This is a genomic window from Lentzea kentuckyensis, assembly GCF_002150765.1.
Classification (GTDB): domain Bacteria; phylum Actinomycetota; class Actinomycetes; order Mycobacteriales; family Pseudonocardiaceae; genus Lentzea; species Lentzea kentuckyensis.
Genome location: NZ_MUYM01000056.1, coordinates 59,123 through 84,274 on the forward strand (window position 1 = coordinate 59,123; position 25,152 = coordinate 84,274).

At 67.3% G+C, this 25,152-nt stretch carries 25 protein-coding genes and 3 tRNA genes; 11 read left to right on the top strand and 17 right to left on the bottom strand.

All coding sequences use genetic code 11. The features are described from left to right. Positions 1 to 66: 66 nt before the first annotated feature. Positions 67 to 1,503 carry a MocR-like transcription factor YczR gene (gene yczR / locus B0F77_RS25320; RefSeq protein WP_086665470.1) on the bottom strand — a complete coding sequence of 479 codons (1,437 nt, stop codon included), beginning with the start codon at positions 1,501 to 1,503 and terminating at the stop codon, positions 67 to 69. A 61-nt stretch (positions 1,504 to 1,564) separates the two neighbouring features. On the opposite strand from yczR, the gene yczE reads away from it, so the two are divergent. After that, positions 1,565 to 2,203: a membrane protein YczE gene (gene yczE / locus B0F77_RS25325; protein WP_086665471.1), complete on the top strand. Its 639-nt coding sequence runs from the start codon at positions 1,565 to 1,567 to the stop codon at positions 2,201 to 2,203. On the opposite strand, the gene B0F77_RS25330 is transcribed toward yczE, so the two are convergent. Both B0F77_RS25330 and B0F77_RS25335 read right to left on the bottom strand, forming a co-directional pair. Then, positions 2,169 to 2,696, bottom strand: coding sequence for a Clp protease N-terminal domain-containing protein (locus B0F77_RS25330; RefSeq protein ID WP_245848607.1), 528 nt, complete (start codon positions 2,694 to 2,696; stop codon positions 2,169 to 2,171). The genes yczE and B0F77_RS25330 overlap by 35 nt on opposite strands. Further along, the gene (locus tag B0F77_RS25335; RefSeq protein WP_086665473.1) at positions 2,693 to 2,902 is read right to left on the bottom strand and encodes a helix-turn-helix domain-containing protein; all 210 of its coding nucleotides are present in this window, start codon (positions 2,900 to 2,902) and stop codon (positions 2,693 to 2,695) included. Before B0F77_RS25335 ends, B0F77_RS25330 begins: the two co-directional genes overlap by 4 nt. Positions 2,903 to 2,966: 64 nt before the next feature. Here B0F77_RS25335 and B0F77_RS25340 point away from each other — a divergent pair, with 64 nt between their 5' ends. Next, positions 2,967 to 3,668, top strand: coding sequence for a protein phosphatase 2C domain-containing protein (locus tag B0F77_RS25340; protein ID WP_086665474.1), 702 nt, complete (start codon positions 2,967 to 2,969; stop codon positions 3,666 to 3,668). 46 nt (positions 3,669 to 3,714) lie between these two features. On the opposite strand, the gene B0F77_RS25345 is transcribed toward B0F77_RS25340, so the two are convergent. The 5 genes from B0F77_RS25345 to B0F77_RS25365 form a co-directional block, all read right to left on the bottom strand. Next, a tRNA-Phe gene (locus B0F77_RS25345) sits at positions 3,715 to 3,788 on the bottom strand. A gap of 14 nt (positions 3,789 to 3,802) precedes the next feature. Further along, positions 3,803 to 3,876 (bottom strand) — tRNA-Asp (locus B0F77_RS25350). Between the two features lie 39 nt (positions 3,877 to 3,915). Next, positions 3,916 to 3,988, bottom strand: a tRNA-Glu gene (locus B0F77_RS25355). Positions 3,989 to 4,118: 130 nt separating this feature from the next. After that, entirely contained in the window at positions 4,119 to 4,757 is a 639-nt protein-coding gene (locus B0F77_RS25360; RefSeq protein ID WP_086665475.1) for a ScbR family autoregulator-binding transcription factor, read from the bottom strand. A 125-nt stretch (positions 4,758 to 4,882) separates the two neighbouring features. After that, positions 4,883 to 5,128 (bottom strand): hypothetical protein, encoded by a 246-nt coding sequence (locus B0F77_RS25365; protein WP_086665476.1) that lies wholly within the window; start codon positions 5,126 to 5,128, stop codon positions 4,883 to 4,885. Positions 5,129 to 5,282: 154 nt separating this feature from the next. Between B0F77_RS25365 and B0F77_RS25370 the strand changes: the two genes are divergently transcribed. From B0F77_RS25370 to B0F77_RS25385, 4 genes are all read left to right on the top strand, one after another. After that, complete coding sequence (locus tag B0F77_RS25370; protein WP_086665477.1) at positions 5,283 to 5,543, top strand: hypothetical protein; 261 nt, start codon at positions 5,283 to 5,285, stop codon at positions 5,541 to 5,543. A gap of 56 nt (positions 5,544 to 5,599) precedes the next feature. Then, a complete protein-coding gene (locus B0F77_RS25375) occupies positions 5,600 to 5,806 on the top strand; it encodes a heavy-metal-associated domain-containing protein (RefSeq protein WP_086665478.1) in 207 nt (68 codons plus the stop codon). Continuing rightward, a complete protein-coding gene (locus tag B0F77_RS25380; RefSeq protein WP_086665479.1) occupies positions 5,806 to 7,989 on the top strand; it encodes a heavy metal translocating P-type ATPase in 2,184 nt (727 codons plus the stop codon). Before B0F77_RS25375 ends, B0F77_RS25380 begins: the two co-directional genes overlap by 1 nt. A gap of 245 nt (positions 7,990 to 8,234) precedes the next feature. Then, positions 8,235 to 8,540, top strand: coding sequence for a hypothetical protein (locus B0F77_RS25385; RefSeq protein WP_086665480.1), 306 nt, complete (start codon positions 8,235 to 8,237; stop codon positions 8,538 to 8,540). Between the two features lie 89 nt (positions 8,541 to 8,629). Here the strand turns inward: B0F77_RS25385 and B0F77_RS25390 are convergent, their stop codons facing one another. After that, positions 8,630 to 8,833 carry a cold-shock protein gene (locus B0F77_RS25390; RefSeq protein ID WP_030477903.1) on the bottom strand — a complete coding sequence of 68 codons (204 nt, stop codon included), beginning with the start codon at positions 8,831 to 8,833 and terminating at the stop codon, positions 8,630 to 8,632. A gap of 359 nt (positions 8,834 to 9,192) precedes the next feature. Here B0F77_RS25390 and B0F77_RS25395 point away from each other — a divergent pair, with 359 nt between their 5' ends. Beyond that, on the top strand, positions 9,193 to 10,302 hold the full coding sequence (locus B0F77_RS25395) for a L,D-transpeptidase (RefSeq protein WP_245848608.1): 1,110 nt from the start codon (positions 9,193 to 9,195) through the stop codon (positions 10,300 to 10,302). On the opposite strand, the gene B0F77_RS25400 is transcribed toward B0F77_RS25395, so the two are convergent. Further along, on the bottom strand, positions 10,299 to 11,114 hold the full coding sequence (locus B0F77_RS25400) for a glutamate ABC transporter substrate-binding protein (protein ID WP_086665583.1): 816 nt from the start codon (positions 11,112 to 11,114) through the stop codon (positions 10,299 to 10,301). The two genes, B0F77_RS25395 and B0F77_RS25400, sit on opposite strands and share 4 nt — an antisense overlap. 82 nt (positions 11,115 to 11,196) lie before the next feature. Further along, positions 11,197 to 12,009 carry an oxygenase MpaB family protein gene (locus tag B0F77_RS25405; RefSeq protein ID WP_086665481.1) on the bottom strand — a complete coding sequence of 271 codons (813 nt, stop codon included), beginning with the start codon at positions 12,007 to 12,009 and terminating at the stop codon, positions 11,197 to 11,199. A 34-nt stretch (positions 12,010 to 12,043) separates the two neighbouring features. Between B0F77_RS25405 and B0F77_RS25410 the strand changes: the two genes are divergently transcribed. Beyond that, entirely contained in the window at positions 12,044 to 12,454 is a 411-nt protein-coding gene (locus tag B0F77_RS25410; RefSeq protein ID WP_086665482.1) for a PPOX class F420-dependent oxidoreductase, read from the top strand. 76 nt (positions 12,455 to 12,530) lie between these two features. After that, the gene (locus B0F77_RS48075) at positions 12,531 to 13,013 is read left to right on the top strand and encodes a hypothetical protein (protein ID WP_158102821.1); all 483 of its coding nucleotides are present in this window, start codon (positions 12,531 to 12,533) and stop codon (positions 13,011 to 13,013) included. On the opposite strand, the gene B0F77_RS25420 is transcribed toward B0F77_RS48075, so the two are convergent. From B0F77_RS25420 to B0F77_RS25430, 3 genes are read right to left on the bottom strand one after another with little or no spacing between them, the layout of a single operon-like run. After that, positions 13,010 to 17,422 (bottom strand): DNA repair ATPase, encoded by a 4,413-nt coding sequence (locus tag B0F77_RS25420; protein ID WP_086665484.1) that lies wholly within the window; start codon positions 17,420 to 17,422, stop codon positions 13,010 to 13,012. The genes B0F77_RS48075 and B0F77_RS25420 overlap by 4 nt on opposite strands. Then, a complete protein-coding gene (locus B0F77_RS25425) occupies positions 17,419 to 19,344 on the bottom strand; it encodes a flotillin family protein (protein WP_086665485.1) in 1,926 nt (641 codons plus the stop codon). Before B0F77_RS25425 ends, B0F77_RS25420 begins: the two co-directional genes overlap by 4 nt. Positions 19,345 to 19,346: 2 nt before the next feature. Then, on the bottom strand, positions 19,347 to 19,874 hold the full coding sequence (locus tag B0F77_RS25430) for a hypothetical protein (protein WP_086665486.1): 528 nt from the start codon (positions 19,872 to 19,874) through the stop codon (positions 19,347 to 19,349). Between the two features lie 92 nt (positions 19,875 to 19,966). On the opposite strand from B0F77_RS25430, the gene B0F77_RS25435 reads away from it, so the two are divergent. Both B0F77_RS25435 and B0F77_RS25440 read left to right on the top strand, forming a co-directional pair. Then, positions 19,967 to 20,779, top strand: a complete 813-nt coding sequence (locus B0F77_RS25435; protein ID WP_211294013.1) for an LLM class F420-dependent oxidoreductase — start codon at positions 19,967 to 19,969, stop codon at positions 20,777 to 20,779. An 11-nt stretch (positions 20,780 to 20,790) separates the two neighbouring features. Further along, positions 20,791 to 21,696 (top strand): CobW family GTP-binding protein, encoded by a 906-nt coding sequence (locus B0F77_RS25440; protein ID WP_086665487.1) that lies wholly within the window; start codon positions 20,791 to 20,793, stop codon positions 21,694 to 21,696. On the opposite strand, the gene B0F77_RS25445 is transcribed toward B0F77_RS25440, so the two are convergent. From B0F77_RS25445 to B0F77_RS25455, 3 genes are all read right to left on the bottom strand, one after another. Beyond that, positions 21,697 to 22,713 (bottom strand): serine hydrolase domain-containing protein, encoded by a 1,017-nt coding sequence (locus B0F77_RS25445; protein ID WP_158102822.1) that lies wholly within the window; start codon positions 22,711 to 22,713, stop codon positions 21,697 to 21,699. A gap of 2 nt (positions 22,714 to 22,715) precedes the next feature. Continuing rightward, positions 22,716 to 23,834, bottom strand: coding sequence for a serine hydrolase domain-containing protein (locus B0F77_RS25450; protein ID WP_086665489.1), 1,119 nt, complete (start codon positions 23,832 to 23,834; stop codon positions 22,716 to 22,718). A gap of 99 nt (positions 23,835 to 23,933) precedes the next feature. Further along, a complete protein-coding gene (locus tag B0F77_RS25455) occupies positions 23,934 to 25,007 on the bottom strand; it encodes an aldo/keto reductase (RefSeq protein WP_086665490.1) in 1,074 nt (357 codons plus the stop codon). Positions 25,008 to 25,152: the final 145 nt, after the last annotated feature.

The window sequence follows — 25,152 nt, forward strand, 5'->3', positions numbered from 1 at the left end:
CAGGCCACCCGTTGGCAAGTTCGTCGGCCCGGTCTCCACCGCTGTGGGAGACCGGGCTGACGTGTCTCACGCGACCGGCACCGACAGATCGGCATCCGCCGGAAACCCTGTTCCGGCAACGGTTGCAGCCACCACACCCAAACGGCCGATCGCATCGCGCAGCACTTCGGACGACTGCGTGTACGGCACTCGGAGCATCTGCTCGCATCCGCCGTGCACCGCGAACCTCGGACCAGGCACGAGCCGCAGGCCGTGGTTCTGCGCCACCACGGCGATCCGCGTGCTCACCGGGCCGTCGAGCGTGCACCACACCCCGAGCCCGCCGGCCGGTACCGTGAAGCTCCACTGTGGACAATGCTCGCGCAGCGCCGCGACCGTCACGTCCCGCTGCTCCAGAGCCTCCGCACGTCGTTGCCGCAGAACAGGTTCCGGGTTCTCCAGCAACGCGGCCAGCACCAGTTGCTCGAACACCGGCGTGCCCAGGTCAATCGCGGCCCGCGTCGTCAGCAGCCGGTGCACGATGTCGGCGGAGGCCCGGATCCACCCGATCCGCAGTCCGCCCCAGTGCGACTTGCTCGCGGATCCCAGCGTCACCACGGAATCGCCGCCGAACGCGGCCATCGGCAACGGCGCTTCGGCACCGTCCAGCGCGAGCTCCACCAAGGTCTCGTCGACGACCAGGGGAGTGCGGGCCCTGCGCAGCACGGCGGAGAGCGCCTCCCGCGACTCGGACGACATCCGCAGTCCGGTCGGGTTCTGGAAATCCGGGATCAGGTAGGCCAAACGGGGGCCTGCCTGACGCAAGGCGGCCTCGTAGCCGTCGACGTCCCAGCCGTCGTTCAGCATCGGCACCGGTACCGGGATCCCGAACGACGCCCGCACCGCCTCCAGCGCGTTGGGATAGCTCGGCTGCTCCACCAGCACCCGGTCGCCGGGCCCGACGAAGAGCCGCAGCACCAACGCCCACGCGTGCTGCGCGCCCGAGGTCACCACGATCTGGTCAGCCGAGGTCGGCAGTCCGCGAGCGGCATACCGGTCCGCGATCCGTTGCCGCAGAGCCGGCAACCCGCGCTCGTCGTACCCGTGCGACGCGAGATGTTCCGGCATTTGGCCCAGCGCGATGTCCATCGCGAGTCGCACCGACGGCAACGCGGGAGGCGCGGCGCGGGACAGGTCGATCAACGTGTCGTCGCCACCGGTGATGCCACCCCCGGCACCGACCGGTCCGTTGATCCACGACCCAGCCCCGCGCCGCGACTCCACCACCCCCTCGGTGCGCAACTGGTCCAGAGCCGAGGTGATCGTGGTGCGGCTCACCGGCAGCGCGTCGGTGAGCTCGCGTTCGGACGGCAACCGCGTCCCAACGGGCAGCCGGCCGTCCGCGACCAGCAGTTTCAACGCCGCGGCGAGGTCGGCCGACCCCTGCCGGGCGCCGCCGCGCCGCCACGATCCGAGCAACCGCGCGAGCCGGGCACCCGATACACGTCCACCTGGTGGGAGCATGAGGCCAATTATCCCGAATTGGCTATGGATTACCAGGCCAATCGGAGCTCAGTATGGCCACATGGCCACTATGACCGCACTCCACCAGGTCTCCGTCCGGATCGCGCCCACCCGTCGTCTCGCCCAGCTCTTCGCCGGCCTCTGGCTCTACGGCGCGAGCATGGCGATGCAGATCCGCGCGACCCTCGGCCTCGATCCGTGGGACGTGCTCCACGAGGGCCTGACCAGACGCACCGGCCTGAGCTTCGGCCTGATCACCGCGATCACCGGCGTGGTCGTGCTGCTGGCCTGGATCCCGCTGAGGCAGAAGCCCGGCGTCGGCACCATCGCCAACGTCGTGCTGATCGCCGTCAGCGTCGACGTGTCACTCGCGATCATCCCTGAGCCACAGGGACTTCTGCCCAGAATCGTGCTTCTCACGCTCGGCATCGTGCTCAACGCCGTCGCGTTCGCCGCCTACGTCGGTTCCCGTCTCGGGCCGGGCCCGCGCGACGGCATGGTCACCGGATTCTGCCGCCGCACGGGCATTTCCCTGCGCGTCGTGCGCACCGTCGTCGAGCTGCTCGTGCTCGGCACCGGGTGGTTGCTCGGCGGCACCGTCGGTATCGGCACGATCCTCTACGCGGTCAGCATCGGCCCGCTCTCACAGCTGTTCCTGCCCGCGCTCACCTGGCGCGAGCGCTCGCAGCCCGTTTCCTGATCTCCTCGTAGGTGACCCCGCGCTCGGTCAGCACCTCGGCCACGATTCCCTTGCCCTGCAACAACGCCAGCACCATGTGCTCGGCACCCAGGTAGTTGTGGCCGAGGTCGCGGGACTCGCGCAGCGAGTTCTCCAGCGCCTTCTTGAACGCGGGCTCCAGCGGCATCCCGAACCACCGCCGGCGCGGCCCCGGTCGCAGCACGCCGGTCCCGAGCGACTGCTCGACCGAGTCGATCACCGCGTCGACGTCGATCCCCAAGCCCCGCAACGCTTCCGCGTCGGCCTTGGTCAGCCCGCCCTTGCGCCGGTACTCGCGGAACGCCGTCTCCAACTCCTCCCGCGGCAGGTCGAAGCCGGCCAGCACCGGCGCGTCCAGCAACGCCAGCAGCAGGAACTCCACCCCGACCTCGCCGGCGTGCACCTTCTCCGCGTCCCGCACGGCGGCCCTGACCGCCTCGCGGGCCTCCTTGGTGAACCGCTCGCCAACCATCATCGACCCCCGTGCTTCTTGTGCACCGCCTGGCGGGACACCCCGAGTTCCGCCGCGATGTCCTGCCACGACCAGCCCTGAGCCCGCGCACTGCGGACCTGGGCGGCCTCCAGATGTTCCAAAAGTCGCCGCAGCGCGGTGACGGCCCGCAACCCGACCTTCGGGTCGCGGTCTCCAGCCGCCGTGGCGAGATCCGTCGCTTCAGTCATGCTGTCAACGTACGTTGACAATCGGGATCCGTCAACCAAGGTTGACACGTACGGTGGAGCCGTGATGATCGAGACCGCTGAGCAGGGTGCTCCCGGGCGAGTCACCGAGGATCGGATCCGCGTACTGCCGAACGCCGTGATCGTTCTCGACGGCGTCACCTCGCGAACCAGGCCGCCGGACCGCAACGGCGGTTGGTACGCAACGAAACTCGCCGACGAACTGGCCAGGCTGATCAACGACACCGACCCGCTGACCGACGTCCTCGCCGAAGCCATCGCGAACCTCGTGCGAGAACACGACCTCGTGCCTGGCGACTCCCCGTCCGCCACCGCGTCGATCGTGCGCTGGACCGACGACAGGATCGACGCCCTGGTCCTGTGCGACACCCCGGTTGTCGCGTTCGGACGGACGACCCACGTGCTCGAGGACACCCGGCTCGAAGATCTGCGACCGCAGCCGGATATCCTGGCGTGGAAGAACAAGCCGGACGGCTGGTGGGTCGCCGAGGCGGAACCCGTTGCCGCACACCAGGCCCGGACGGCGAGCTGGCCGCGAGCGGAAATCAGGAAAGTGATCGCTCTCACCGACGGCGTCTCATGTGGAGTGTCCGACTACGGACTCTTCTCCTGGGAGGACCTGGAAGAAATGCCACTGGGCGAAGTGCTGGACCAAATCCGCACTGCAGAGCGCAGTGATCCGGAACACCAGCGTTGGCCCCGCCACAAAACACACGACGACCAGGCCATCGCCCGAATCACCGGATAACGAAAGAAGCCCCGCAGCACGCTGCGGGGCTTCTTTCGAAGAGGGATGGCCAGGGGCGGGGTCGAACCGCCGACCTACCGCTTTTCAGGCGGTCGCTCGTACCAACTGAGCTACCTGGCCATGAAACAAGAAAGCGACCCAGACGGGACTCGAACCCGCGACCTTCGCCGTGACAGGGCGACGCGCTAACCAACTGCGCCACTGGGCCTTGCTCTTGCACTTGCAGATCTTACTCTATCTTACTGCGTGCCCCCAACGGGATTCGAACCCGCGCGACCGCCTTGAAAGGGCGGGATCCTAGGCCGCTAGATGATGGGGACTAGCTGGTCTCTGGAAGCATCGTAAGCATATGGCATAGGTCCACGCACCTCCAAAACGGGGGTCCCACTTGTGTGCTGACCTGCCCAAACCACCTTCAGGGCCAGTGCTCCCCGATCAACAAATGCCTGCTCAGGGCCCAACAGCCCCGTCAACCGCGTTTTGTGATCCAGACAACTTCCACTCGGCAGCTGCGACGCACGGCAGCACGTGCGCCAGAACCTCACGGATGCGAGCCGGGAAATCGGCACACGCCGTGGTCGCCGAAGAGATCAGCCGGGCGCCCAGGGTGGCCCCGCACAACGTCCGCGCCACGGCCTCCGGATCGACGCCGGCCCGCAGGTCTCCGCGTTCCAGCGCCTCGGCCAGATAACCGGCGATCAACTTCTCCCACATGGCGTGCGCGCTCGGCACGCCCGGATAACCGATCTCGCGGTCGGCGTTCAGCCGCACGCCCGCGCGCAGCACGACGTCCGCGGCCATCCGGTCGGCGGACTCGAGGAACATGCCGTGCAGGGCACTGAGCGGATCGACACCGCGCGCCCGCCACGACTCCCTCATCTGCGCCCACAGGTCGCTCTGCCGCTCGATGAGGGCACCGGCGACGGCTTCCTTGGAGGGGAAGTGGAAGTAGAACGCGCCCTTGGTCAGCCCGGCGCGCGCCAACACGGCGGTCAGCGACGCGCGCTCGTAGCCGAGCCGGTCGAACTCCTCCGCCGCGGCGTGGAGTATCGCCTCTCGCGTCGCATACGCCCGGTCCTGCTGGGGCATGAGTAGAGGTTAGCCGTTGCCGCTAAAGAGACCCGTGGGTATGTTTCGAGATGCGGCCCTGTCCTGCAGACGCGCTCCGGGGGGTGCGCGTCTGGAGTCAGGGCCGCATTCGCGTACGCATCACTTCACCGTTGCACCGGTGGCGTACCGCCGTCCTCGCCCGGCGACAGCCCCAGCATGTCGAGCAGCATCCGGCAGTCCTCGGTGCCCAGGGCGTTCCGCGCGACCGCGAGCCTCGCCCGGTGGACCTGATCGTCGGAGATCCGTGAAGGTTCTCCGCTGCGCTGGGCCGGCACGCTCGGCCCGCCCTGTCGCGACATGCTGTCGTCCTGTGTGAACAGGAACTTCCGCACTTCCAGTGACCCGCTCATAGCACCCTCCCCGACTTGAGGTGTGGCGCGAGGCTAAGCGACCTGGGACAACGGCCGCAGCCCCCCGCAGAGTGATTCCACCGCCACCCAGCGTTACTTTCCGTACTGGTGCGGTCCGCGTCTCGTGGGGAACTGGCCAGGGGATGATGGACCGATGACCGACCCCACGCCGGAGCCTTCCCCCGATGCAGAGGGCCAAAACGCATCTCAGATACCGCCCGCGGTCGACCAGGAGGCGATCTTCAAAGCGCTCAGCGGCATCGACCTGAACACCATCGACGCCGACATCGAGTCCGCGTTCGGCTCCAGGATGGCCGAGCTCGACAAGATGCTCGAGGGCCTGGACGAGCTGGTCAACAAGATCGAGTCGGACATCCAGAACCTGGACCAGCCGAAACCCGACAGTCCTCAGTAGATCTTCCTACCCCAGGGGGGTATAGACTCGGAGACCCGTAGAGAGAAAGGGCTCCGATGTCCGTCACCTCCACCTACACCGTCACCGGCATGACCTGCGGTCACTGCGTCAGCTCCGTCACCGAGGAGCTGGGCGAGGTCACCGGCGTCACGGGCGTCGACGTCGTCCTGGAAACCGGCGCGGTGACCGTGACCAGCGACCGCGAACTCGACCGCGCGGAGGTCGTCGCCGCCGTCACCGAGGCCGGGTACCAGGTCGCCTGATGACCACCACCGAGCCTCGTCACGTCGAGCTCAGCATCAGCGGCATGACGTGCGCCTCCTGCGCGAATCGCATCGAACGCAAGCTGAACAAGCTCGACGGCGTCTCCGCCACCGTGAACTACGCGACCGAGAAGGCCAGCGTCCAGTTCCCGGACAACCTGCGCGTGGACGACCTGGTGTCGACCGTGCGCGCGGCGGGCTACGACGCGGAGGAGCCCCCGCCGGAGGCTCCCGAGGCGGACGAGGCCGGTGAGCTGCGGCTGAGGGTCACCCTCGCCGCAATGCTCGGCCTACCGGTGATCGCGTTCTCGATGGTCCCGGCGTGGCAGTTCCCCACCTGGCAGTGGGTGTCGCTGGCGCTGGCCAGCGTGGTCGTGTGGGTGTGCGGCTGGCCGTTCCACCGCGCGGCTTTCGTGAACGCACGGCACGGCGCCAGCACGATGGACACCCTCGTGTCGATGGGCGTCACGGTCTCGTACCTGTGGTCGCTCTACGCGCTGGTGTTCGGCGAGGCCGGGACGATCGGCATGCGGCACGAGTTCAGCCTGCTGCCGCGTCCCACCACCTCAGGTGACATCTACCTGGAGGTCGCGGTCGGCGTCACCGTGTTCCTGTTGCTCGGACGCTGGCTGGAGGCCCGGTCCAAGCGCAGCGCGGGTGCCGCCCTGCGGTCGCTGCTCGCGCTGGGCGCCAAGGACGTGGCGGTGCTGCGCGACGGCGTGGAGACCCGTGTACCCATCGGCCAGCTCCAGGTCGGCGAACGCTTCCTGGTCCGTCCGGGTGAGCGGATCGCCACGGACGGCCTAGTGGTCGAGGGCAGCTCGGCCGTGGACCGCTCGATGGTCACCGGGGAATCGGTGCCCGTCGAGGTCGGCGCCGGCGATCCGGTCGTCGGCGGGACGGTCAACGCGGGCGGGCGGCTGGTCGTTTCCGCGACGTCGATCGGCTCGGACACCCAGCTCGCCCGGATGGCAAAGCTGGTCGAGCAGGCCCAGGCGGGCAAGGCGGAGGTGCAACGGCTGGCGGACCGCGTGTCGGCCGTGTTCGTCCCGGTCGTCGTGCTGATCGCACTGGCGGCGTTCGGCGCGTGGCTGCTCGCCGGGCGGCCGCTGGAGTTCGCGGTGACGACGGCCGTGGCGGTGCTCGTGATCGCGTGTCCCTGCGCGCTCGGGCTGGCGACGCCGACGGCGTTGCTCGTGGGCACCGGGCGCGGCGCCCAGCTCGGGATCCTGGTGAAGGGTCCCGAGGTGCTGGAGTCGACGCGGCGGGTGGACACCGTCGTGCTGGACAAGACCGGCACCGTCACCACCGGTCGCCTGACCCTGGTCGACGTCATTCCCGCGGACGGTGTGTCCCGGGACCAGGTGCTGCGATTCGCGGCGGCCGTCGAGAACGCGTCCGAACATCCGATCGCGGCGGCGATCGTGCGCGAAGTCGACGAAGTGCAACCGGTTTCTGATTTCGTTTCCACGGATGGCATCGGTGTCAGCGGCGTGGTGGAAGGCCGACGCGTTGTCGTCGGACGGTTGCGCAACGTTTCGCTACCTCAGGAATTGACCGAGGCCGCAGTTGCACAGGGCGCTCGAACCGTTGTCGCGGTTTCCTTTGATGACAAGGTTGTCGGACTCGTCGTCGTGTCGGACGTCGTCAAACCCACGTCCGCACAGGCGATTCGGTCGTTGCGCGAACTGGGGCTGCGGCCGGTGCTGCTGACCGGCGACAACGCCGCGGTCGCCGCCGAGGTCGCGGCCGAGGTGGGCATCGACGAGGTCATCGCCGACGTCCTGCCCTCCGGCAAAGTCGAAGCGGTGCGGAATCTCCAGGCACAGGGCCGAGTTGTGGCCATGGTCGGCGACGGCGTGAACGACGCGCCGGCGCTCGCGGCCGCGGATCTGGGACTGGCCATGGGAACCGGGACGGACGTCGCGATCGAGGCGAGCGACCTGACGCTCGTGCGCGGCGACCTGCGCGTGGCGGCGGACGCGATTCGCTTGTCCCGCAAGACGTTGGGCACCATCAAGGGGAATCTTTTCTGGGCGTTCGCCTACAACGTCGCTGGACTTCCACTCGCGGCACTGGGACTGCTGAACCCCATGATCGCGGGGGCCGCAATGGCCTTCAGCAGCGTGTTCGTTGTTACCAATAGCTTGCGACTGCGGGGTTTCCGTCCATCGGCAACTTAAGAATCTTGCGCGCAACCACTCCCCACACGGCTTGTGCGCGTGCAACAATCCAAAAGCTGACACACCCCCGGTCAGCGCCTGTGGAGATCCCCTCCGGCCCCCGCGTTCCTCCCCCTGGCGCGGGGGCCTCTCCATGTCCTCGGTGCGACCCGGCGGAGATCCACTCTGAGTAGACCCATTTACACCTTGGGGTGACTCAGGTCACAGGGGTTTGGCTTCCGTGACCGAGCCGTTATCGTGTCCCGGTGCCCATAGGATCCCTCGGACGTTCCAAGTCCGGCCGTCACCGTCCCGCGGACGAACCGCAGCAGCAGGAGACGTTGCCCGACGAGGAGCTGACCTCTTACCTGGCTGCCCTGGCCCCGGACGCGGACAACGAGACCACCGCCTCGGGCTTCGGCAACGCGCAGGTGTACCAGCTGCGACTGCAGCTGATGGCGAACGAGCAGCTCAAGGAGCTCGCCGCCGAGCGCCAGACCTCCCCGCAGGCGCTCGCCACGGAGTGGGTCATGCAGCGACTGGAGTGGGAAGCGCGCCAGCGCGGCCACTAGGTCGTTCGAAAGCCCTCGAACAAACGAAGAATGACCCTCGGCCGAGCCCGGCCGAGGGTCATTCTCACTTACGACTCAACTGCGGCTGATCAGACGGCGCGGACGTTCTGCGCCTGCGGGCCCTTGGTGCCCTGCCCGACCTCGAACTCCACGCGCTGGTTCTCCTCCAGGGTGCGGAAACCCTGACCCTGGATCTCCGAGTAGTGGACGAAGACGTCTGCGCCGCCGTTGTCCTGGGCGATGAAGCCGAAGCCCTTCTCGGAGTTGAACCACTTGACAGTGCCCTGTGCCATGTACCTGCCTCCATCGCAGGAAAGCTTGGGGCTGCACCGTGCAACCCCGGCCGTCCCGGGGGCGGTCAGTTCGCTCGTGAGAGCGCGCATCACGCCCGCGTGTCGTTCCGCGAGCGTGTGAAGCACGAACACAGAAACCACGGCCTGCGCGGGTCAGCCTAACGTGTGATGCGTCATAGCACTACAGGTCATTACTGGCCAGTTGGCTGCCTCAATAGGAGGAAACCCGCTGGTCCGGGTGGGTGATCGCGAACTGCCACGCAACGTGCCGGTACCCCTACGCGTCTCTTGAGGCATTGCACTGGGGATCTTGGGGAGAGAACGTGATCCGGCCGCTGATCTTGGCTGTACTACTGGGATTGACCGCTTGCAGCGCCTCGCCCGGCGGACCGTCGGCGCCTGCCGCGCCGGTCGTTGCGAACAAGGCGAAGGCGGCGTTGACCGTCACGCCCGCGCAGGGCGAGGGGATCAGCCCGGCGGGACCGTTTCAGGTTGACGTGACTGGAGGTTCGCTGACCTCCGTCGCGCTCACGGGCGCCGACGGCAAGGTGGTCAAGGGGGAGCTGACCGCCGGCAAGTGGGTCGCCACCGAGGACCTGGGCTACGACAAGGTCTACACGTGGTCCGGTTCGGCGAAGGGCGAGGACGGCGCGGACGTGCCGGTCTCCGGTTCGTTCCGCACGCTCAGGCCGGAGCGGCTCACCAGCGCGTCGATGAACGTCGGCGACCACCAGACCTACGGCGTCGCGATGCCGGTCAAAGTGACGTTCAGTTCGCCGGTACAGGACAAGGCTTCGGTGCAGAAAGCCATGACCGTCACGACTTCCGTGCCGACCGAAGGCGCGTGGGCGTGGCTGTCCGACACCGAGGCGCACTGGCGGCCGCGCGAGTACTGGAAGCCGAACACCGAGGTCTCCGTCAACGCCGACGTCTACGGGGTGCCGTTCGGGGGTGGCGCTTTCGGCGCCGAGGACGTGCACGTGCAGTTCAAGATCGCCGATCGCGCGCTGGTGGCGAAAGCGAACACCCAGACGCATCGGTTCGAGGTCTACCGCGATGGCGTGCTGCTGCACGACTTCCCCGCGTCGTACGGCAAGGCGGACGAAGCGATGTCGACGACGCGGTCCGGTACCCACGTGGTGATGGCCAAGGAAGCCAGGAAGCTGATGACGAGCGACTACTTCAAGTACCGGGACATCCCGGTCACGTGGGCAGTGCAGATCTCCGCGAACGGCGAGTTCGTGCACGAGAACAACGGCACGATCTCCGCGCAGGGCAACAGGAACGTCTCGCACGGATGCGCGAACCTGTCCGGTCAGAACGCGAAGATCTTCTACGACCTGACGATCACCGGTGACCCGGTGGAGGTCGTGGGAACCACGATCCAGCTCGGGCCGGAAGACCGCGACTACTGGGACTGGGCGTTGGACTGGGCGACCTGGACGTCGAAGTCCGCCGCCACCAACTAGCTCTTCTCGGTGACCTGGGGTGGTTGCGGGATCTCGTAACCCGACGGACCGACGTTGCGTTCGAGGGCCCGCTTCCACTCACCGCTCGAAATCATCTTCTCGATGGCCTCGTTCACGGCGTCGCGGGACTTCCCGTCGCCCTTCGGCACGCCGATCCCGTAGCGCTCCTTGGAGAACGGCTTGCCGACCAGCTTGAGCAGCTCGGGGTTCTCCGCGGCGAACCCGGCCAGGATGACCTCGTCGGTGGTGACGGCGTCGACGTTGCCCGCCATCAGCGCGATCACGCAGTCCGAGTACTGGCCGTACTCGACGAGCTGCGCGCCCTGGGCGTAGTCGCTCTTCACCTTCTGCGCGGAGGTGGATCCCTTGACCGAGCACAGCTTGCGGCCGTTCAGCGTCTCCGGGCCCTGGATCGACGCCTCGGTGAAGCGGACCAGCATGCCCTGGCCGGTCTCGAAGTACGGGCCGGCGAAGGCGACCTTCTCCTTGCGGGCGTCGGTGATCGAGTAGGAGGCGACGATCAGGTCGGCCTCACCGTTCTGCAGCATCGACTCGCGGGCGGCGCCGCGGGCCTCCTTGAAGGTGATGCCGCTGTCCTGGACACCCAGCTCCTTCGCCACGTATTTGGCCACGTCGACGTCGAAGCCGACGTACCGGCCGTCGAGCCGTCGCTCGCTCAGGCCCGGCTGGTCGTAGCGGATGCCGATCGTCAGCTTGCCCGTGTCAGCACGTCCGATGACTGTGCTCGTGTCACCGCTCCCACAGGCGGTGGCGAACACCGCTACGGCGGTCAGGAGCACAGCACGACGAATCACGACAAGCCTTCCAAGGGGGTGGTGGAGTCGTGAGCAATGCTACGGATCTGCGGCGATGATCGACTGTGATGTATGACAACTACGGCAGCCTCGCCTTGCTGGGTGTCACATGGCGTCCGTGCCGCTCGATCGCGCGTTTGAGGTGGCCGGGCGGAGCGAGTCTTCTGATCTTGCCCGGCACCAAAAGCGCAGCTCGGCGCATCATTCGCAACCATCTGTCGGCGTGCGCATACGGCCTGTGACCATGCAGTTCGAGCGCCCAATCGGGTAGCACCGAATACGCCAGGTGGCCCACCAGCACCCGGTAGACCGGGAGTCCGTGGCGAACCCAACCCTGCACAGGAGGACCGTGCAGGAAGGTGTAAATCACGTCGGAGTCGGCCGTTCGGCACAGCTCGGGACGCATCCGTTCGAAGTACTCGGCCATTTCCCGGCGCGAGCCCGGGACCTCGTCCTCGTGCAGACCGACCAGCGTCGCGGCAAAACGCTGCTCCGCGTAGTAACGATCTTTCTGTCGATCGGTCAGTCCGTACCCCGCGCGGTCGAGAACGGTTTCGAAGCAGTAGACCTCCGAGCAATGCACCCACAGCAACAGCTCGGGCTCGTCGACGCGGAACGTCCGGCCGTCGACGACACCGCGCAGGCCGCGGTGGGTGGCGCGCACCCGTGCCGCGGCGGCCGCGATCTCCTCGTCGGTGCCGTAGACGCCGAGTCCGACGAAGTCCGCTGTTCGCTTCAACCGGCCGAGCGGGTCCGCCTGGAAGTTCGAGTTCTGCACCACGCCGGCAACGGCCTTGGGGTGCAACGCCTGTAGGTAGAGGCTCGCGATCCCGGCGATCCACATCGTCGGGTCGGCGTGCATCTGCCAGCTCACGGAGTTCGGGTCGGGCATGCGGACATCGTCTCGTCTCGCGAAGATGATGGCCATGGACCTGGATCAGGCACGGGAAGTGCTCCGCAGCCAGCACCGCGCGGTGTTCTGCGCGCTGAAGGCGGACGGGACGCCGGCCATGTCGCCGGTGCTCGTCGCGCTGGACGACAACGGCGATGTGCTCGTCTCCACACGAGCGACGGCGTACAAGACCAAGCAAGTCCAACGTGATCCGAACGTCGCACTGTGTGTGCTGCCGGACAGCTTCTTCGGGCGGTGGATCCAGATCAACGGAACGGCGACGGTCGTGCCGTTGCCCGATGCGATGGACCTGCTGGTCAAGTACTACCGGACGATCTCCGGCGAGCACTCCGACTGGAACGACTACCGGGCCGCGATGGAACGCGAGCAGCGGGTGATCCTGCGGATCTCGCTGACCGCTGCCGGACCCGACAAGACGGGCTGAGTAACACCGTTAGCGGGCGCAACGATTCCACGGGGACGGCGGCTACCGGGCAGGCGGAACCTGGGGAGCGGAAGCGATGACTGATGTCAGACGCCGCGGCTACTTCGGGGCCGCGGTGGCGGTGATGGGTGCCGCCCTGCTCGCGGCGCTGTTCGCCGCACCGAACAGACCGGTGGACATCCGCCTGGTCGCTCCACCGCCTCCGCCTCCTCCACCTCCGATCATCGCGACCGCCACCACGACCGTTTCCGCCGTCGGTCCCGTGGTGGTGCTGCCGCCGCCCCCGCCGCCACCGCCTCCTCCGGCGGCCAAGCCGTTGCCCCGGCAGAAACCGCCGGCTTCGGTGGCGCCGCCACCGAAGCCGCGTCCGCCCAGCCTGTACGACCTGTTGCGCTGCGACTCGAAGTACATCGGGGACGACGACTTCGAGCGCTGCCTGACGTGGCCGTTCGACACCGACGAGTTCTGCGACTTCCTGAAGCAGCACCACCTGCACCCGATCGACCTGCGCGGACCGGACGGGCGCGACCTGGACGACCTCGACCTGGACTGCGGCTAGCTCTTCAGTTCTCGCAGCCGCTTCAGGTTCGCCTCGGCACGGATGCCGAGCAGCTGAGCCTCGCCGAGGTAGTGGTCGTCGATCAACGCTTCGACCTCGTCGTCGTTCATCGCCGGGACGATCCTCGCCGCCATCCGGTTCATGTTGCGGTAGCTGCCCTGCAGGAGGAACTCACCGCCGCTCGCGGCCGAGGCGATGTACTCCTGGTTGACCGCGAGCACGACCTCCTGGATCCGCTGCAGTTTCCGGACCACCGACAACATCCGGTCCAGCTCGACGGTCTCGTACTCGTGGCGGACGGTTTCGCCGTTCGCCAAGCGCACCAACGGTTCCACGTCGACGCCGTTCAGCGTCGGGTTCGAGGCGGACGCGTTCTCCAGGTAGCTCAGCGCAAAGAGTGCGTCGCGACCGGACAGCACGTCGCCGAGGTTCCACACGTCCGCGCGGTTCGCGAGCATGTCCGGAACGCGGAACGCGCGCCCGGTCTCGGTGTACGGGTTGCCCGCCATCGACACCGCGAAGCGCTTGCCTCGCAGGTCGAACGTGCGTGCCTCGCCGTCCCAGACGCCGTCAACGCGTCGTTGTGCGTCGCACAGCGAGATGAACTTCTGCAGCAGCTCAGGTGATGTGTGCTGGATGTCGTCGAGGTGCAGCAGAACGTTGCTGCCGAGGGCGAACGCGAAGTTGATGCGCTCGACTTCCTGGCGTGCGGTGGCATTCGGAGCCTCCTCGGGATCGAGCGAGGTGACGCCGCTGCCCAGCGCCGGGCCGTTGACCTTGACGAACACCATGCCCAGCCGGTTCGCGACGTACTCCATCAGCGTCGTCTTGCCGTAGCCGGGCGGGGAGATCAGCATCAGCAGGCCGGTGCCGTCGTTCAGCTGTTTGGCGAGGTTGTCGCCGATCAGCGGCAGGTACACCTCGTTGAGCAACCTGTTGCGGACGAACGTGTTCAGGACCGCAGGCCGGTAGTCGTCGAGCCGGAGCCGCCGGCGTTCCTCGGCGATGAGCGTGTCTCGTTTCCGCTGGTAGGCGCGGAAGGCGGGGACCTGTGTGCGCTGGAACGCGCGCAGCCTGGTCAGGGCCTCGTCGAGGCGCAGGTCCATCGACTGGCTTTCGATCCTGGGGTGCGTGCCGAGCAGCCCGGTGACCGTCTCGGTCAGCGAGGCGCTGGAGTCGTACCGCGGCAGGTCGGTGAGCAGGACCGCGACGACCTCGGGGAACTCACGACAGTCCTCGTCGCCGAGGAACGCCCGCAGCCACGCCTCGATCAGGTCGCGGTCGCACAGGTCCTCGGTCACCACGGCTCTGAACCTGTCGATCACGGTCCGGGCGGCCTTGCTGGTGACGAATCCCCGCGGCTCGCAGGCCAGTTCCTCGAACAGGTACTCGGCGGCCAGGTCGTCGATGCCGAACTGCCTCGTGAGCTCAGGGATGCCGTGCGTGCCACCGAAGATCCTGCGGGCGCGAGCCAGCGACTCGGCTTTGCGCGCCCACGTCAACCGTTGGTCCTCCGGCTGTTCCGACCAGAAGAGCTGGGCCTGGGCACGGGCGGCCGGCGGGTACCTCAGCAGCCCGGCGCCGGAGTGAAGTCGTTGCAGGACAGCAAGGATCTTCTCGGCGTCGTGGTCGTGGACGCCCTTCTCGTAGCCCTCGTCGTAACGCTCAGCGGCGGCGTTCACCACGTCCGTGCGGCCTTCGGCGAGCAGACACCCCGCGAGGTGCTCGGACCGGTAGACGTCCTGGGTCTCCGAGACCAGCAGCTGGTCCCAGAACGGCCTGGTCTCGGCGAACGCCGGATCGGTGACCTCGCTGCGGTAGTCCGTGCCGGTGACCGCGTAGAACAGCCGGCCGTCACGCGGGACCAGGGTGAGGTTCATCGGCTCGGTCGTCACCGGGAAACGGTGACGACCGAGCACGATCGACGCGCCGTCGTAAAGATCGGCCCGGTCGCGCAGTGCCCGGCCTCCCTCTTGCCGGGCATCACGCAGACTCGCGTCGAGCTCGTCCGCCCGCACGTCACCGAGACTGCGGAGCTCCTCGGCGACGTTGCGGACCTTGGCGACCATCGGGTCGCCCGCGAAGTACGTGTTGATCTCGTCGGTCGAGGTGAGCTTCCCGAGGCGACGGCGGATCGTACCGAGCACGCGTTCGGCCGACTGCACGAGCCGGTCGGCCTTGCGCGCGCGTTCGTCCAGCAACGTCTGCTTGCGGGCGGAGAAGGCCTCGTAGACATCCGTCCGCTTGGCACCGACCTGGGCCAGGAAGTCGTCGAACTCGCCGAACCGCGACTCCAGGTTCTCCAGTTGGAGGAGGAGTCGTCCGAGCTGGTCGTCGCAGCGCTGCGGGGAGTCCGCGACCGACAGCGCACCGGTGATGGCCTGTCCGAGCAGCGCGAACTCCGCGGCGAACTCGGCCCTGCCCTCGGCGTTCGCGAGCTGGGACCGGCGACCGTCCACAGTGGCCCGTGCCCGGTTGACCGCGGCCAGCACCTCGCCGATGCTCGCCAGGATCGCCGTGCGGGTGGTGGTGTCGGCGGCGTCGAGCGTGCTGACGACCTCGGTCAGCACCTCCAGCCCGGTCTGCTGCTGCGCCAGCCGTTCGTTGAGCGGCTTGGCCTCGGCGGCGGTCTTCAGCTCCGCGGCGGCGATCTGCTCGATTTCCTCGTGGTACTGGGCGAACGCGCCCTCACCGCTGAGGAACGCGACGGCCCGGCGTGCGGACGCGCCGAGCTCCTCGACGAGTTCGGCCTCGCGCCGGTCGATCTCCTCCAGGTCGACGTACCTGAGGTCCTTGAGCGTGATCAACCGGCCCTGCGCGGACCGCAGGTCGGCCAGCAGCCGCACCCACTCGTCGGCGCTTCGTGGCGCCGCGGATCTGGCGAGCCTGATCAGCGAGGCGAGCTTCTCCGCAGCCGCGTGGAGCTGCTGGGCCGCGTGCTCGGTGAGCGTGCGGACCGCCTCGAACTCGTCCAGCACCTGTTCGGCGGTGGCGCGAACGGCCAGGACGTCCTGCTTCAACCCCAGTTCGTCGAGCCAGTGCACCCCGTCGATCACCCTGGTGCACAACGCGATCAGGCCCTCGAACACCGGCGCGCTGGGCGTCATCTCGGCGCTCATCCTGGTGATCGACAGGCAGTCCGAGATGCCGCGGACCAGTTCGGCGTTGCCGATCCTGGCGAGCGGACCAGCCTGCTCCGGCAGCACCTCGTCCTGCACGAACGGCGTGCGCCAGACCTGCATCGGGTGCACGCGCACGGGTTCGGAACTGGTCTCGCGGAAGACCACCAGCGTGCCGTCGGCGAACAGCGAGTAGCCGTGGCAGGTGATCGGCGTCGCGACTTCCTTGCGGATCACGTTGTAGGGCAACAGCAAGCTGCGGCCATCGCGACGCGCGTGGTAGACGAACAGCACGTCCTCGCCGTTCGCCGAGCGGACGACCCGTTCGAACTCCAGGTCGCCGGTCTCGACGTCGAACGTCTTGTCCGCACCGGTGACCAGGTAGTAGCCGCCGGGGAAGATGATCCCCTGGTCCTCCGGCAGCCGCTGGCAGGCCTGGCCGATGCCGTCGAGCCTGGCCACGGTCTTGGTGCGGGTGTTGAAGACCAGGTGACGCCACGCGGTCTCGTTGTACGGGCGGATCCTGAGCAGGATGAGCGGGCCGACGCGGGCGTAGTGCACGTCGGCGTCCGCGAGGCTCTGCAACGGCTCGTCGACGGGCTCCTCGTAGATGCCCTGGCCGACCTCGGTGTTGTTCTCGATCTTGACGGTCAGCGTGCCGCCGACCGTCTCGACGAAGACCTCGTTCTCGATCGCGATGTGCGGGTGCCGCCCGAGCACGTGCTGCTCGCGGGTCGTCTCGACCCACGTGACGTCGTGCGAGGGCGGGAACACGTGGTCGCGGTCGCCGCGGTTGTCGAGGTAGGTGACCGTGCCGTCGACCCCGACGTCCCAGCGCAGCACGCGGATGTCCTCGATCCGCGCGCCGGTCTGGAACACCGCGAGCAACCGTGACTCGACGATCCGCAGCTGGAGCAGACGCGTTTCGCGGTAGTAGCGGTACAGCTCGGCGAAGTCGTTGCGAAACCTCGGGTCCTGCAGGAACGAGGCCTCGACCGCGCTGAAGTCCCTGCCGTGCACCGCGAAGACGTCGCTGACCGCCGTCTCGGGTTTGAGGCCCATGAACACGTTGTAACCGAACAACATCTCGTCGCCGAGCGCGACGATGTCCCGCGGCACGCAGTTGTTCTCGGTGCGGATCCGTTCGGTGGCGAGGAGTTCGAGCGCGGTGCTGCCGAACGTCTCGACGCGCTGGGCGTTCAGCGCTTCCGTGCTCCGGGCGAGCCCGGCGGCCTGTTCGGCCAGCCGGGCCCGCAGCACCTCGTAGGTGCCCGCGTCGAGACCGCTCATGCGTTCTGGCCGTTGTTCTTGGCCATCTGGGTCAGCGCGATCGCCGCGGCGATGTTCTGCGCGTCACCGGTCGTGAACGAGCTGAGGATCTTGGTCAGGTCCTCCGGGAAGTTCGAGGTCCCGTCCATCCACTTGGCGCCCAGCGCCTGCACCACGTCGGAGTTGCCGACGAAGCTGTCGACCTGCTTGCCCGCGGTGATGGCGCTGGCGATCTTGTCGAAGAACATCGTGTCGCCACCGACGATGTCGATGTCGGCCTTCTCCAGACCGGCCGCGAGGACCATGGCCTGGGCCTCGGCGATCTGGCGCTGCACGTCGATGCCCTTGAGCCGGATCTCCTTCTCGGCCTCGAGGCGCAGGCGGTACTCCTCGTGCTCGCGGGTGGCGGTGTCGAGCGCGGCCATGGCTTCGGCCTTGTGCGACAAGCCTTCCGCTTCGCCCTTGAGGCGTTCCTTGATGCCCACGGCGTCCGCCAGAGCCTTCTCGCGGTCCACGACGGCCTCGGCGCGACCGACCTTCTCGATGGCCTCGGCGTCGCGTTCCTTGACCATGACGTTCGCCAGGCCGGCCGCGGCGGACTCGGCCTGGATGCCCTCGGCGAGCCGGATCTTGGCGCGGGCGTCGAGGTCCGCGGCCTGCTGACGGGACTCGGCGAGCACGACGACCTCGCGAGCCTTGTGCTGCGCGGCCTGTTCCGCGGCCTCGGCGGCCTTGATGTCCTTGACCAGCGACTGCTGCGCCTCGGCCTCGGCCATGATCACGATCTGCTGGCGGTCGCGTTCGGCCGACTCGACCGCACGCAGGCGCTTGATGTTCTCCTCCTGCTCGGCCACGGTCTTCTCGACCGCGACCCGCTCGCGCACCAGGTCGGCGATCGCGCGGCGCTCGTGTTCGAGCTCCTTGTCCTTCTCGATCATGCGCAGCGACGTCTCGCGCTCGCGGGCGATGACCTCCAGCAAACGGTCCTTCTCGATGCGCTCGGTCTCGACGGCGATCACGCGCTCGCGGTTCTTCTCGGCGACGGCGATCTCGCGGGCCTTGTTCTCGGTCTGGATGCCGAGCTGTTCCTCGGTGCGGATGAACGCGGTGTTGGCCTTGAGCCGTTCCTCGGCCTGGACCTTCTGCGTCTCGGCCTCCTGCTGCGCGCGGGCGGTCTCGATCTCGCGCCTCTGCCGGATCTCCGCGTCCGCCTGACGGCGTTCGAGTTCCAGGATCGCCTCACGCGCGCTGACGTTCTGGCGCGTGATCTCCTTCTCCTCGTTGCGGGTGAACTCGTTGGTCTTGACGTGCTCGATCGCGGTCAGCTCGGTGATCTTGCGGATGCCCTGCGCGTCCAGGATGTTCGCCGGGTCGAGCTGCTTGAGCGGCGTCTGCTCCAGGTAGTCGATGGCCGCGTCCTCGAGGCTGTAGCCGTTGAGGTCGGTGCCGATGACCTGGACGATCCGGTCGCGGAACTCGTCGCGGTGGGTGTAGAGGTCGACGAAGTCCAGCTGCTTGCCGACGGTCTTGAGCGCCTCGGAGAACTTGGCGTTGAACAGCTCCTGCAGCGTGGCCTCGTGGCTCGCCCGCTCGGTGCCGATCGCCTGCGCGACCTTGATGACGTCCTCGACGGTCTTGTTGACCCGCACGAAGAACGTGATGCGGATGTCCGCGCGGATGTTGTCCTTGCAGATCAGGCCCTCGTTGCCGGCCCGGCGGATCTCGATGGTCTTCACCGAGATGTCCATCGTCTCGCATCTGTGCAGGACGGGTAGGACGACCGTGCCCGTGAAGGTCACGTCGACCTTTCTCATCTTCGAGACGATGAGCGCCTTGCCCTGCTCGCACTTCTTGAACAACCTGCTCAGCGTGATCGTTGCCAAGATCAGCACGACGACGATCACGGCGATCAGCACGAGCAACCCCGTGGAAATCGCACCCATTGTCAGCCCCCTGTGGTGATGTCCACGACCCAGAAGAACTCGCCCTCGGAGTCGTAGTCGAAGATCAGCGCGGTTTGTCCCGCCTTCAGTTCGGTGCTCTGTGCCGCTCGCACCTGCACGACCGCGGTGCCGCCGTCGTCGGCGGTGACCTCGGCCTGCCCGTAGTTCTCGGTGACCCGCGCTGTCTTCACGATCGCCGTGCGGCCCACGAAATCGTTGCGGGACGCGGGTTTCTCCGGCTTGGTCCAGTTCCTGACCGGGATCAGGAAGATCTTGGTGAGCAGCGCGCCCGCGAGCAGCGCGCCGAGGAGGACGACGTACCGGAGTTTGCCCTCCGGCGTGATGACCGTGCCGACCAGCGCCGCGAACCACGTGATCAACACGAAGAGCGAGATCGAGATCGGCAGTACCGGGGCGTCGAAGTCGATGCCGACCAACGCCACGGTGAGCCAGTACGCCAGCACCACGAGCACCAGAAAGCTGAACAGCACGGTCGGGAACGCCAGCGCGGCAGCAACGAACTCGGTCATCCTCGCCCCCCTTCTTGCCCCCTCAGATGTTCTGGAGGCCCGATCCGTTGCACTGATACCGAAGTTTTCGCGGGAATGACCCAGGTCACTCGGTGGTTGACCTGATCATGGACATCGGGGTGCAGGGGTTGAACATCGGCGACACCGCCGGACCGGACGAAACGCGACGACTCGCCCAGTTGGCGGAGTCGCTCGGCTATCACTCGTGGTGGGCGTCCGATCACGTGGTGCTGCCGTCACCCAGGGTCGACCCGTCACCGTCCGAACCGGACACCGTGATCGTTGATCCGCTCACGCACCTCGGGTTCGTGGCGGCTTCGACGTCCCGGCTGGAACTCGCGACCGGCATCGTGATCCTGCCCCAGCGCAACCCGTTGGTGCTCGCGAAACAGGTGGCGTCGCTGGACCTGCTCAGCGGCGGGCGGTTCACGCTGGGCGTCGGCGCCGGTTACCTGGAGCCGGAGATGACGGCGGTGGGCGCGACGTTCGAGGACCGGGGCGCGCGGACCGACGAGTACCTGGACGCGATGGACCAGCTGTGGCATTCGCCGTCGCCGTCGTTCGAGGGCGAGTTCGTGTCGTTCTCCGGCGTCGACGCCCATCCGCGGCCGACGAACGTGCGGGTTGTGGTCGGCGGACACAGCGCCGCCGCCTTCCGGCGAGCCGTGGGGCGCGCACAAGGGTGGTTCGGCATCGGCACGCCCGACGACATCCGCGGCCATCTCGCGCGTTTTCCCGAGCGCCCTGAGGGGTTCCGGATCAGCGTGTCCGCGCAGGTTCCGCTGTCCGCCGCGGTGATCAGCGAGTACGAGGACCTCGGCGTGGACGAGCTGGTGATCTACCCGCCGATGTTCGACGGCACCGTGGACGAGGTGCTGCACCGGAACGCGGAGTTCATTGGCTAACCTCGGTCGTCGTGATCCCCGTAGTCGTGCTCGCCGGCTTTCTCGGTGCCGGCAAGACCACCCTGCTCAACCACCTGCTGCGCACGTCCGGCGGCACGCGGATCGGTGTCGTGGTGAACGACTTCGGGCAGATCAACATCGACGCGTTCGCGGTGTCGGCGCAGGTCGACTCGATGGTGTCGCTGTCGAACGGCTGCCTGTGCTGCGCGGTCGACGGGACCGAGCTGGACGGAATGCTGGCGAAACTGGCCGCGGCGGACCTGGACGTCATCGTGATCGAGGCGTCCGGTCTGGCCGAGCCGTCCGCGCTGGTCCGGATGGTGTTGCAGGCACCAGGCGTGTCGTACGGCGGGTTGATCTACGTGGTCGACGCGGTGGAGTTCGCCGCCGTGCCGCACCTGTCCCGGGATCTCGAGCTCGCCGATCTGGTGGTGCTGAACAAGGTCGACCGGGTCGCTTCGCTGCCTTCGTTCGACGTGCCGATGCTGCCGGTTTCTTTCGGGCGCGTCGATCCGGCTTTGCTGTTCGAGGTGCGGCCGCCGGACATGGGACCGCGGCAGCTGTCGTTCGACGATCTGGACGACCACTCGACGCACGCGCACGCTTCCTACGACAGCGTGACTTTCTCGTCCGTTGAGCCGTTTCACCCCAAGCTGTTCATGGACTTCCTCAAGGCGCGGCCCGAGGGTCTGTTCCGCGCCAAGGGTTTCGTGCGCTTCGAGCACGGCACGTTCATGCTGCACACCGTGGGCGGGTACGTCTCGTTCACGCGGGTCGACGACGCCCCGACGCAGCTGGTGCTGATCGGGGCGGGCATCGATCCTGACTCGTTGACCGACTGGCTGACGGCGTGTGTCGCGGACGGTCCGGTCACCGAGCAGGACATGCTCTGGGTGCTCCGGTTCGTCCGCGACTGATCACTTCTTGCAAAGCGCCGTGTCGAGCACGTCGAACATCCGCTGGAACGTCTTGGCCGGATCCTTGTCGAACGTGCCGGGCAAAGCGGTCAGCGTGATGGCCGCGCTCTTGCCGCTGTCGGTCGCGCCGCCGAGCGACGCCCAGCCGTGGATCGTGCCGCCGTGCCCCCAGTGGACGCCACCGCAACTCAGCTTGGTGCTCTCCAGCCCGAGCCCGTAGGCACTCCGCTCGTCGACCGGAACCGTCCTGCGCATCTCGTCGAGCTGCTTCTGTTGCAGCAGACCGCCTTGGAGCAGCGTCCTGTAGAACTTCGCGACGTCGTTCGGCGTGGAAACCATCGCCCCGGACGCCCAAGCCGCGGACGTGTCGAGCTCCGTCGCGTCGACGACCTCCGATTTCGGGTCGAGCAAGTCGCTCACCGCGAACGCACGGGCGTGCCGTCCACGAATGCTTTGTTCGCCCTGCTTGGGCCAGTAGGTGTCCTTGAGACCGGCCCGATCGATGACGCGGCGCTGCACTTCTTCCGCGACCGGACGGCCGGTGACCTTCTGGATCATCAGGCCCGCCACGACGTAGTTCGTGTTGCTGTACTCGTACTTCTCACCCGGCTGGAACCGCGGCGGCTGCTTCAGTGCCGCATCCAGCAACTCGTGCGGCTCGAAGTGCCTGTTCCGGATGTCGGCGATCTTGTTGACCCCGATGGCCAACGGGTAGTCCGGCAGGCCGCTGGTGTGCTGCAGGAGCTGGCGCACGGTGATGCGGTCGTCTTTGACGTACGAGACGTACTTGCTGGCCGGGCCGTCCAGCTCGATCTTGCCCTCTGCGACGAGCTGCAGCGCGGTGACCGCGACGAACGACTTGGTGATGCTGCCGACGCGCACCCGTCCGTTGACCGGCGCGTTGCCCTTGGCGTAGTTGTGGCCGTTGGCATGCGCCTCCACACCGGGCGTGCCGTCCTGGACGATCTGGTCGAGTTGCTGAGGAATGAGCAAGGTCAGAGCAGTGATCGCCGCCACGATCATTTGGCACCACACAGGGCAGCGTCCACAGTGGCCAGAACCGCGTTGTGCGCCTTGTCGGCCGCCTCAGGCGTGCCCTGAACCGTGCCGGGCAATGCCGTGACAGCAACGGAGAACGCCCTGCCGTCCGCGGTGACACCACCACGCGTCTCGTACCCGTGGATGTCGCCGCCGTGGCCCCAGTACCGGCCACCGCACGTGAGCGGAGAGCTGGCGATGCCGAGCCCGTACTCGACACCGGGCCACATCTCACCCGCGGTGTCGACGGTCTTCTGCATCTCCTCGAGCTGGGCCTGAGGGAGCAGATCACCCTTGAGCAGCCCGCGGTAGAAGGTGTTGAGGTCCTTCGTCGTGGAGATGATCTGCCCGGCGGCCCAGCCCCACGAGGGGTCGAGCTCGGTGACGTCCTCCACGCCGTTGCTGGTCCTGGCGTATCCGTGCGGGTGCTTGCCCTCGATCGTCTGATCGCCGACGCCGGGCCAGTAGGTGTCCCTGAGGTTCAGCTTCCTGATGATCCGCTGGTCGACGTTCTCGGCGATCGGGCGACCGGTGACCTTCTGCGTGAGCAGGCCGAGCAGCAGGTAGTTCGTGTTGCTGTACTTGAACTTCTCGCCCGGCTGGTTGGTCGTTTCGTGTGCGTTCGCGATGTCCAGCAACTCGCGCGGCTCGTAGTACCGGTGCCGCACCTCCTCGAACTTCTCCAGCCCCATGTACGCCGTGTAGTTCGCGAGCCCGCTGGTGTGGTTGAGCAACTGCCGGACGGTGATCCGCTCGTCCTTGATCGCGCCCGGCAGGTACTTGGTGATCGGCTGGTCCAGCTCGACCTTGCCTTCGGCGACAAGCTGCATGACCACGGTGGCGACGAACGCCTTGGTGTTGGAACCCGCGCGGACCTGCCCGTTCTTGGGCACCGGCACACGTTTGTTCAGCTCCGCCGTGCCCGAGGTGAGGGCCGTGCTCCTGCCGTTGGCCTCGGTGACCGTAGACAGCGCGGCCGGGAACTCGTGCTCCTTGACGAGCCCGTCGAGCTGCTTCTGGATCGTGGTGGCCGGCGCGGCCATCGCCGTTCCGCTGAACAACATGGCCGCCGCCAACACACCTACCAACGTCTTCTTCATCCTGTGCCTCCCCGTTTCGTGGCTGAGGCAAGGCTTTCAATTTCGGCTGCGCGGCACAGTCACGCACGCTGCCGTTGATCAGGTGGAGCAGGCTCTACCTCAGTACCTGACACTGCTCTGCAGCAGCGGCGGGTAGATGCCAGACGCTTCACCGTCGACCGTCGTACCCGCGAACTGCAACATCGCCCGCAACCCGCCGTGCAGCGGCGCGGGGTAGTTGAGGTCAGGCTCGGAGACCTCGTCCAGCGCCCTGAGCTGATCTTCGGTGAGCGTGACCTCCTGGAGGTTGCTCTCCAGGTGCTTCAGCCGCCGCGCCCCGATGATCGGCACCACCGTGCCCTCCCGCTGCCTGAGCCACGCCAACGACACCGCCGCGGTAGTCGTGCCAAGCTGCTCAGCGATCCCGTCGGCCACGTCGATGACCTTGAAGTCCTCCTCACTGGGCGGGCTGACGTACTTGGCTCGCTCCGAGTCGCTGACCTGCACGTTCCTCCGATACTTGCCACTGAGGAACCCGTTCTTGAGCGGACTCCACGGCACCAGCGCCATCCCCAGATCCCGAGCCATCGGCGCGATCTCCCCCTCCACCGTCCGCGCCAGCAGCGAGTACTCGACCTGCAAGGCGATCAACGGCGTCCAGTTCCTGAGGATCGCCATGGTCTGCGCCTTGGCGGTCACCCAAGCCGGCACGTTGGAGAACCCGATGTACCTGACCTTGCCCGATCCCACCAGATCGTCGAGCGTCCGCAGCGTCTCCTCGATCGGCGTGTGCCGATCCCAGTTGTGCATCCAGTAGAGGTCCAGGTAGTCGGTGCTCATCCGCCGGAGCGTCTCGTCGAGCTGATCCCTGACTGCCTTCCTACCCGCGCCGCCCCCGTTCGGATCGCCGGGGTGCATGTTGAAGAAGAACTTGGACGCGAGCACCACGCGGTCGCGGTTGTTCCGGCCCTTGAAGAAGTCGCCGAGGATCTTCTCCGAGTGCCCGTTGGTGTAGAAGTTGGCGGTGTCGATGAAGTTCCCGCCGCGGTCGAGGTAGGCGGCGAGGATCTTCTCGGACTCCTCGACGCTGCACCCGGCAGCCCCGGGGTCCTCGCCGAAGGTCATGGCGCCGAGGGCGAAGGGGCTGACCCGCAGGCCCGACCGGCCGAGCGTGACGTAGTGGTCGAGAGGCATCTTCTTGGCTCCTTGGAGTCGTTCTTGGCTTGCTCCAATGGAAGCTGTCGCCTGGGGCTGGCGGTACTGAGATCCGCTCGCGGTCTTGCCTAATCCTCCCACTGGCGGCTTGACTCGTCGTTTGGGCGCGATTGGTGCGTGAGGT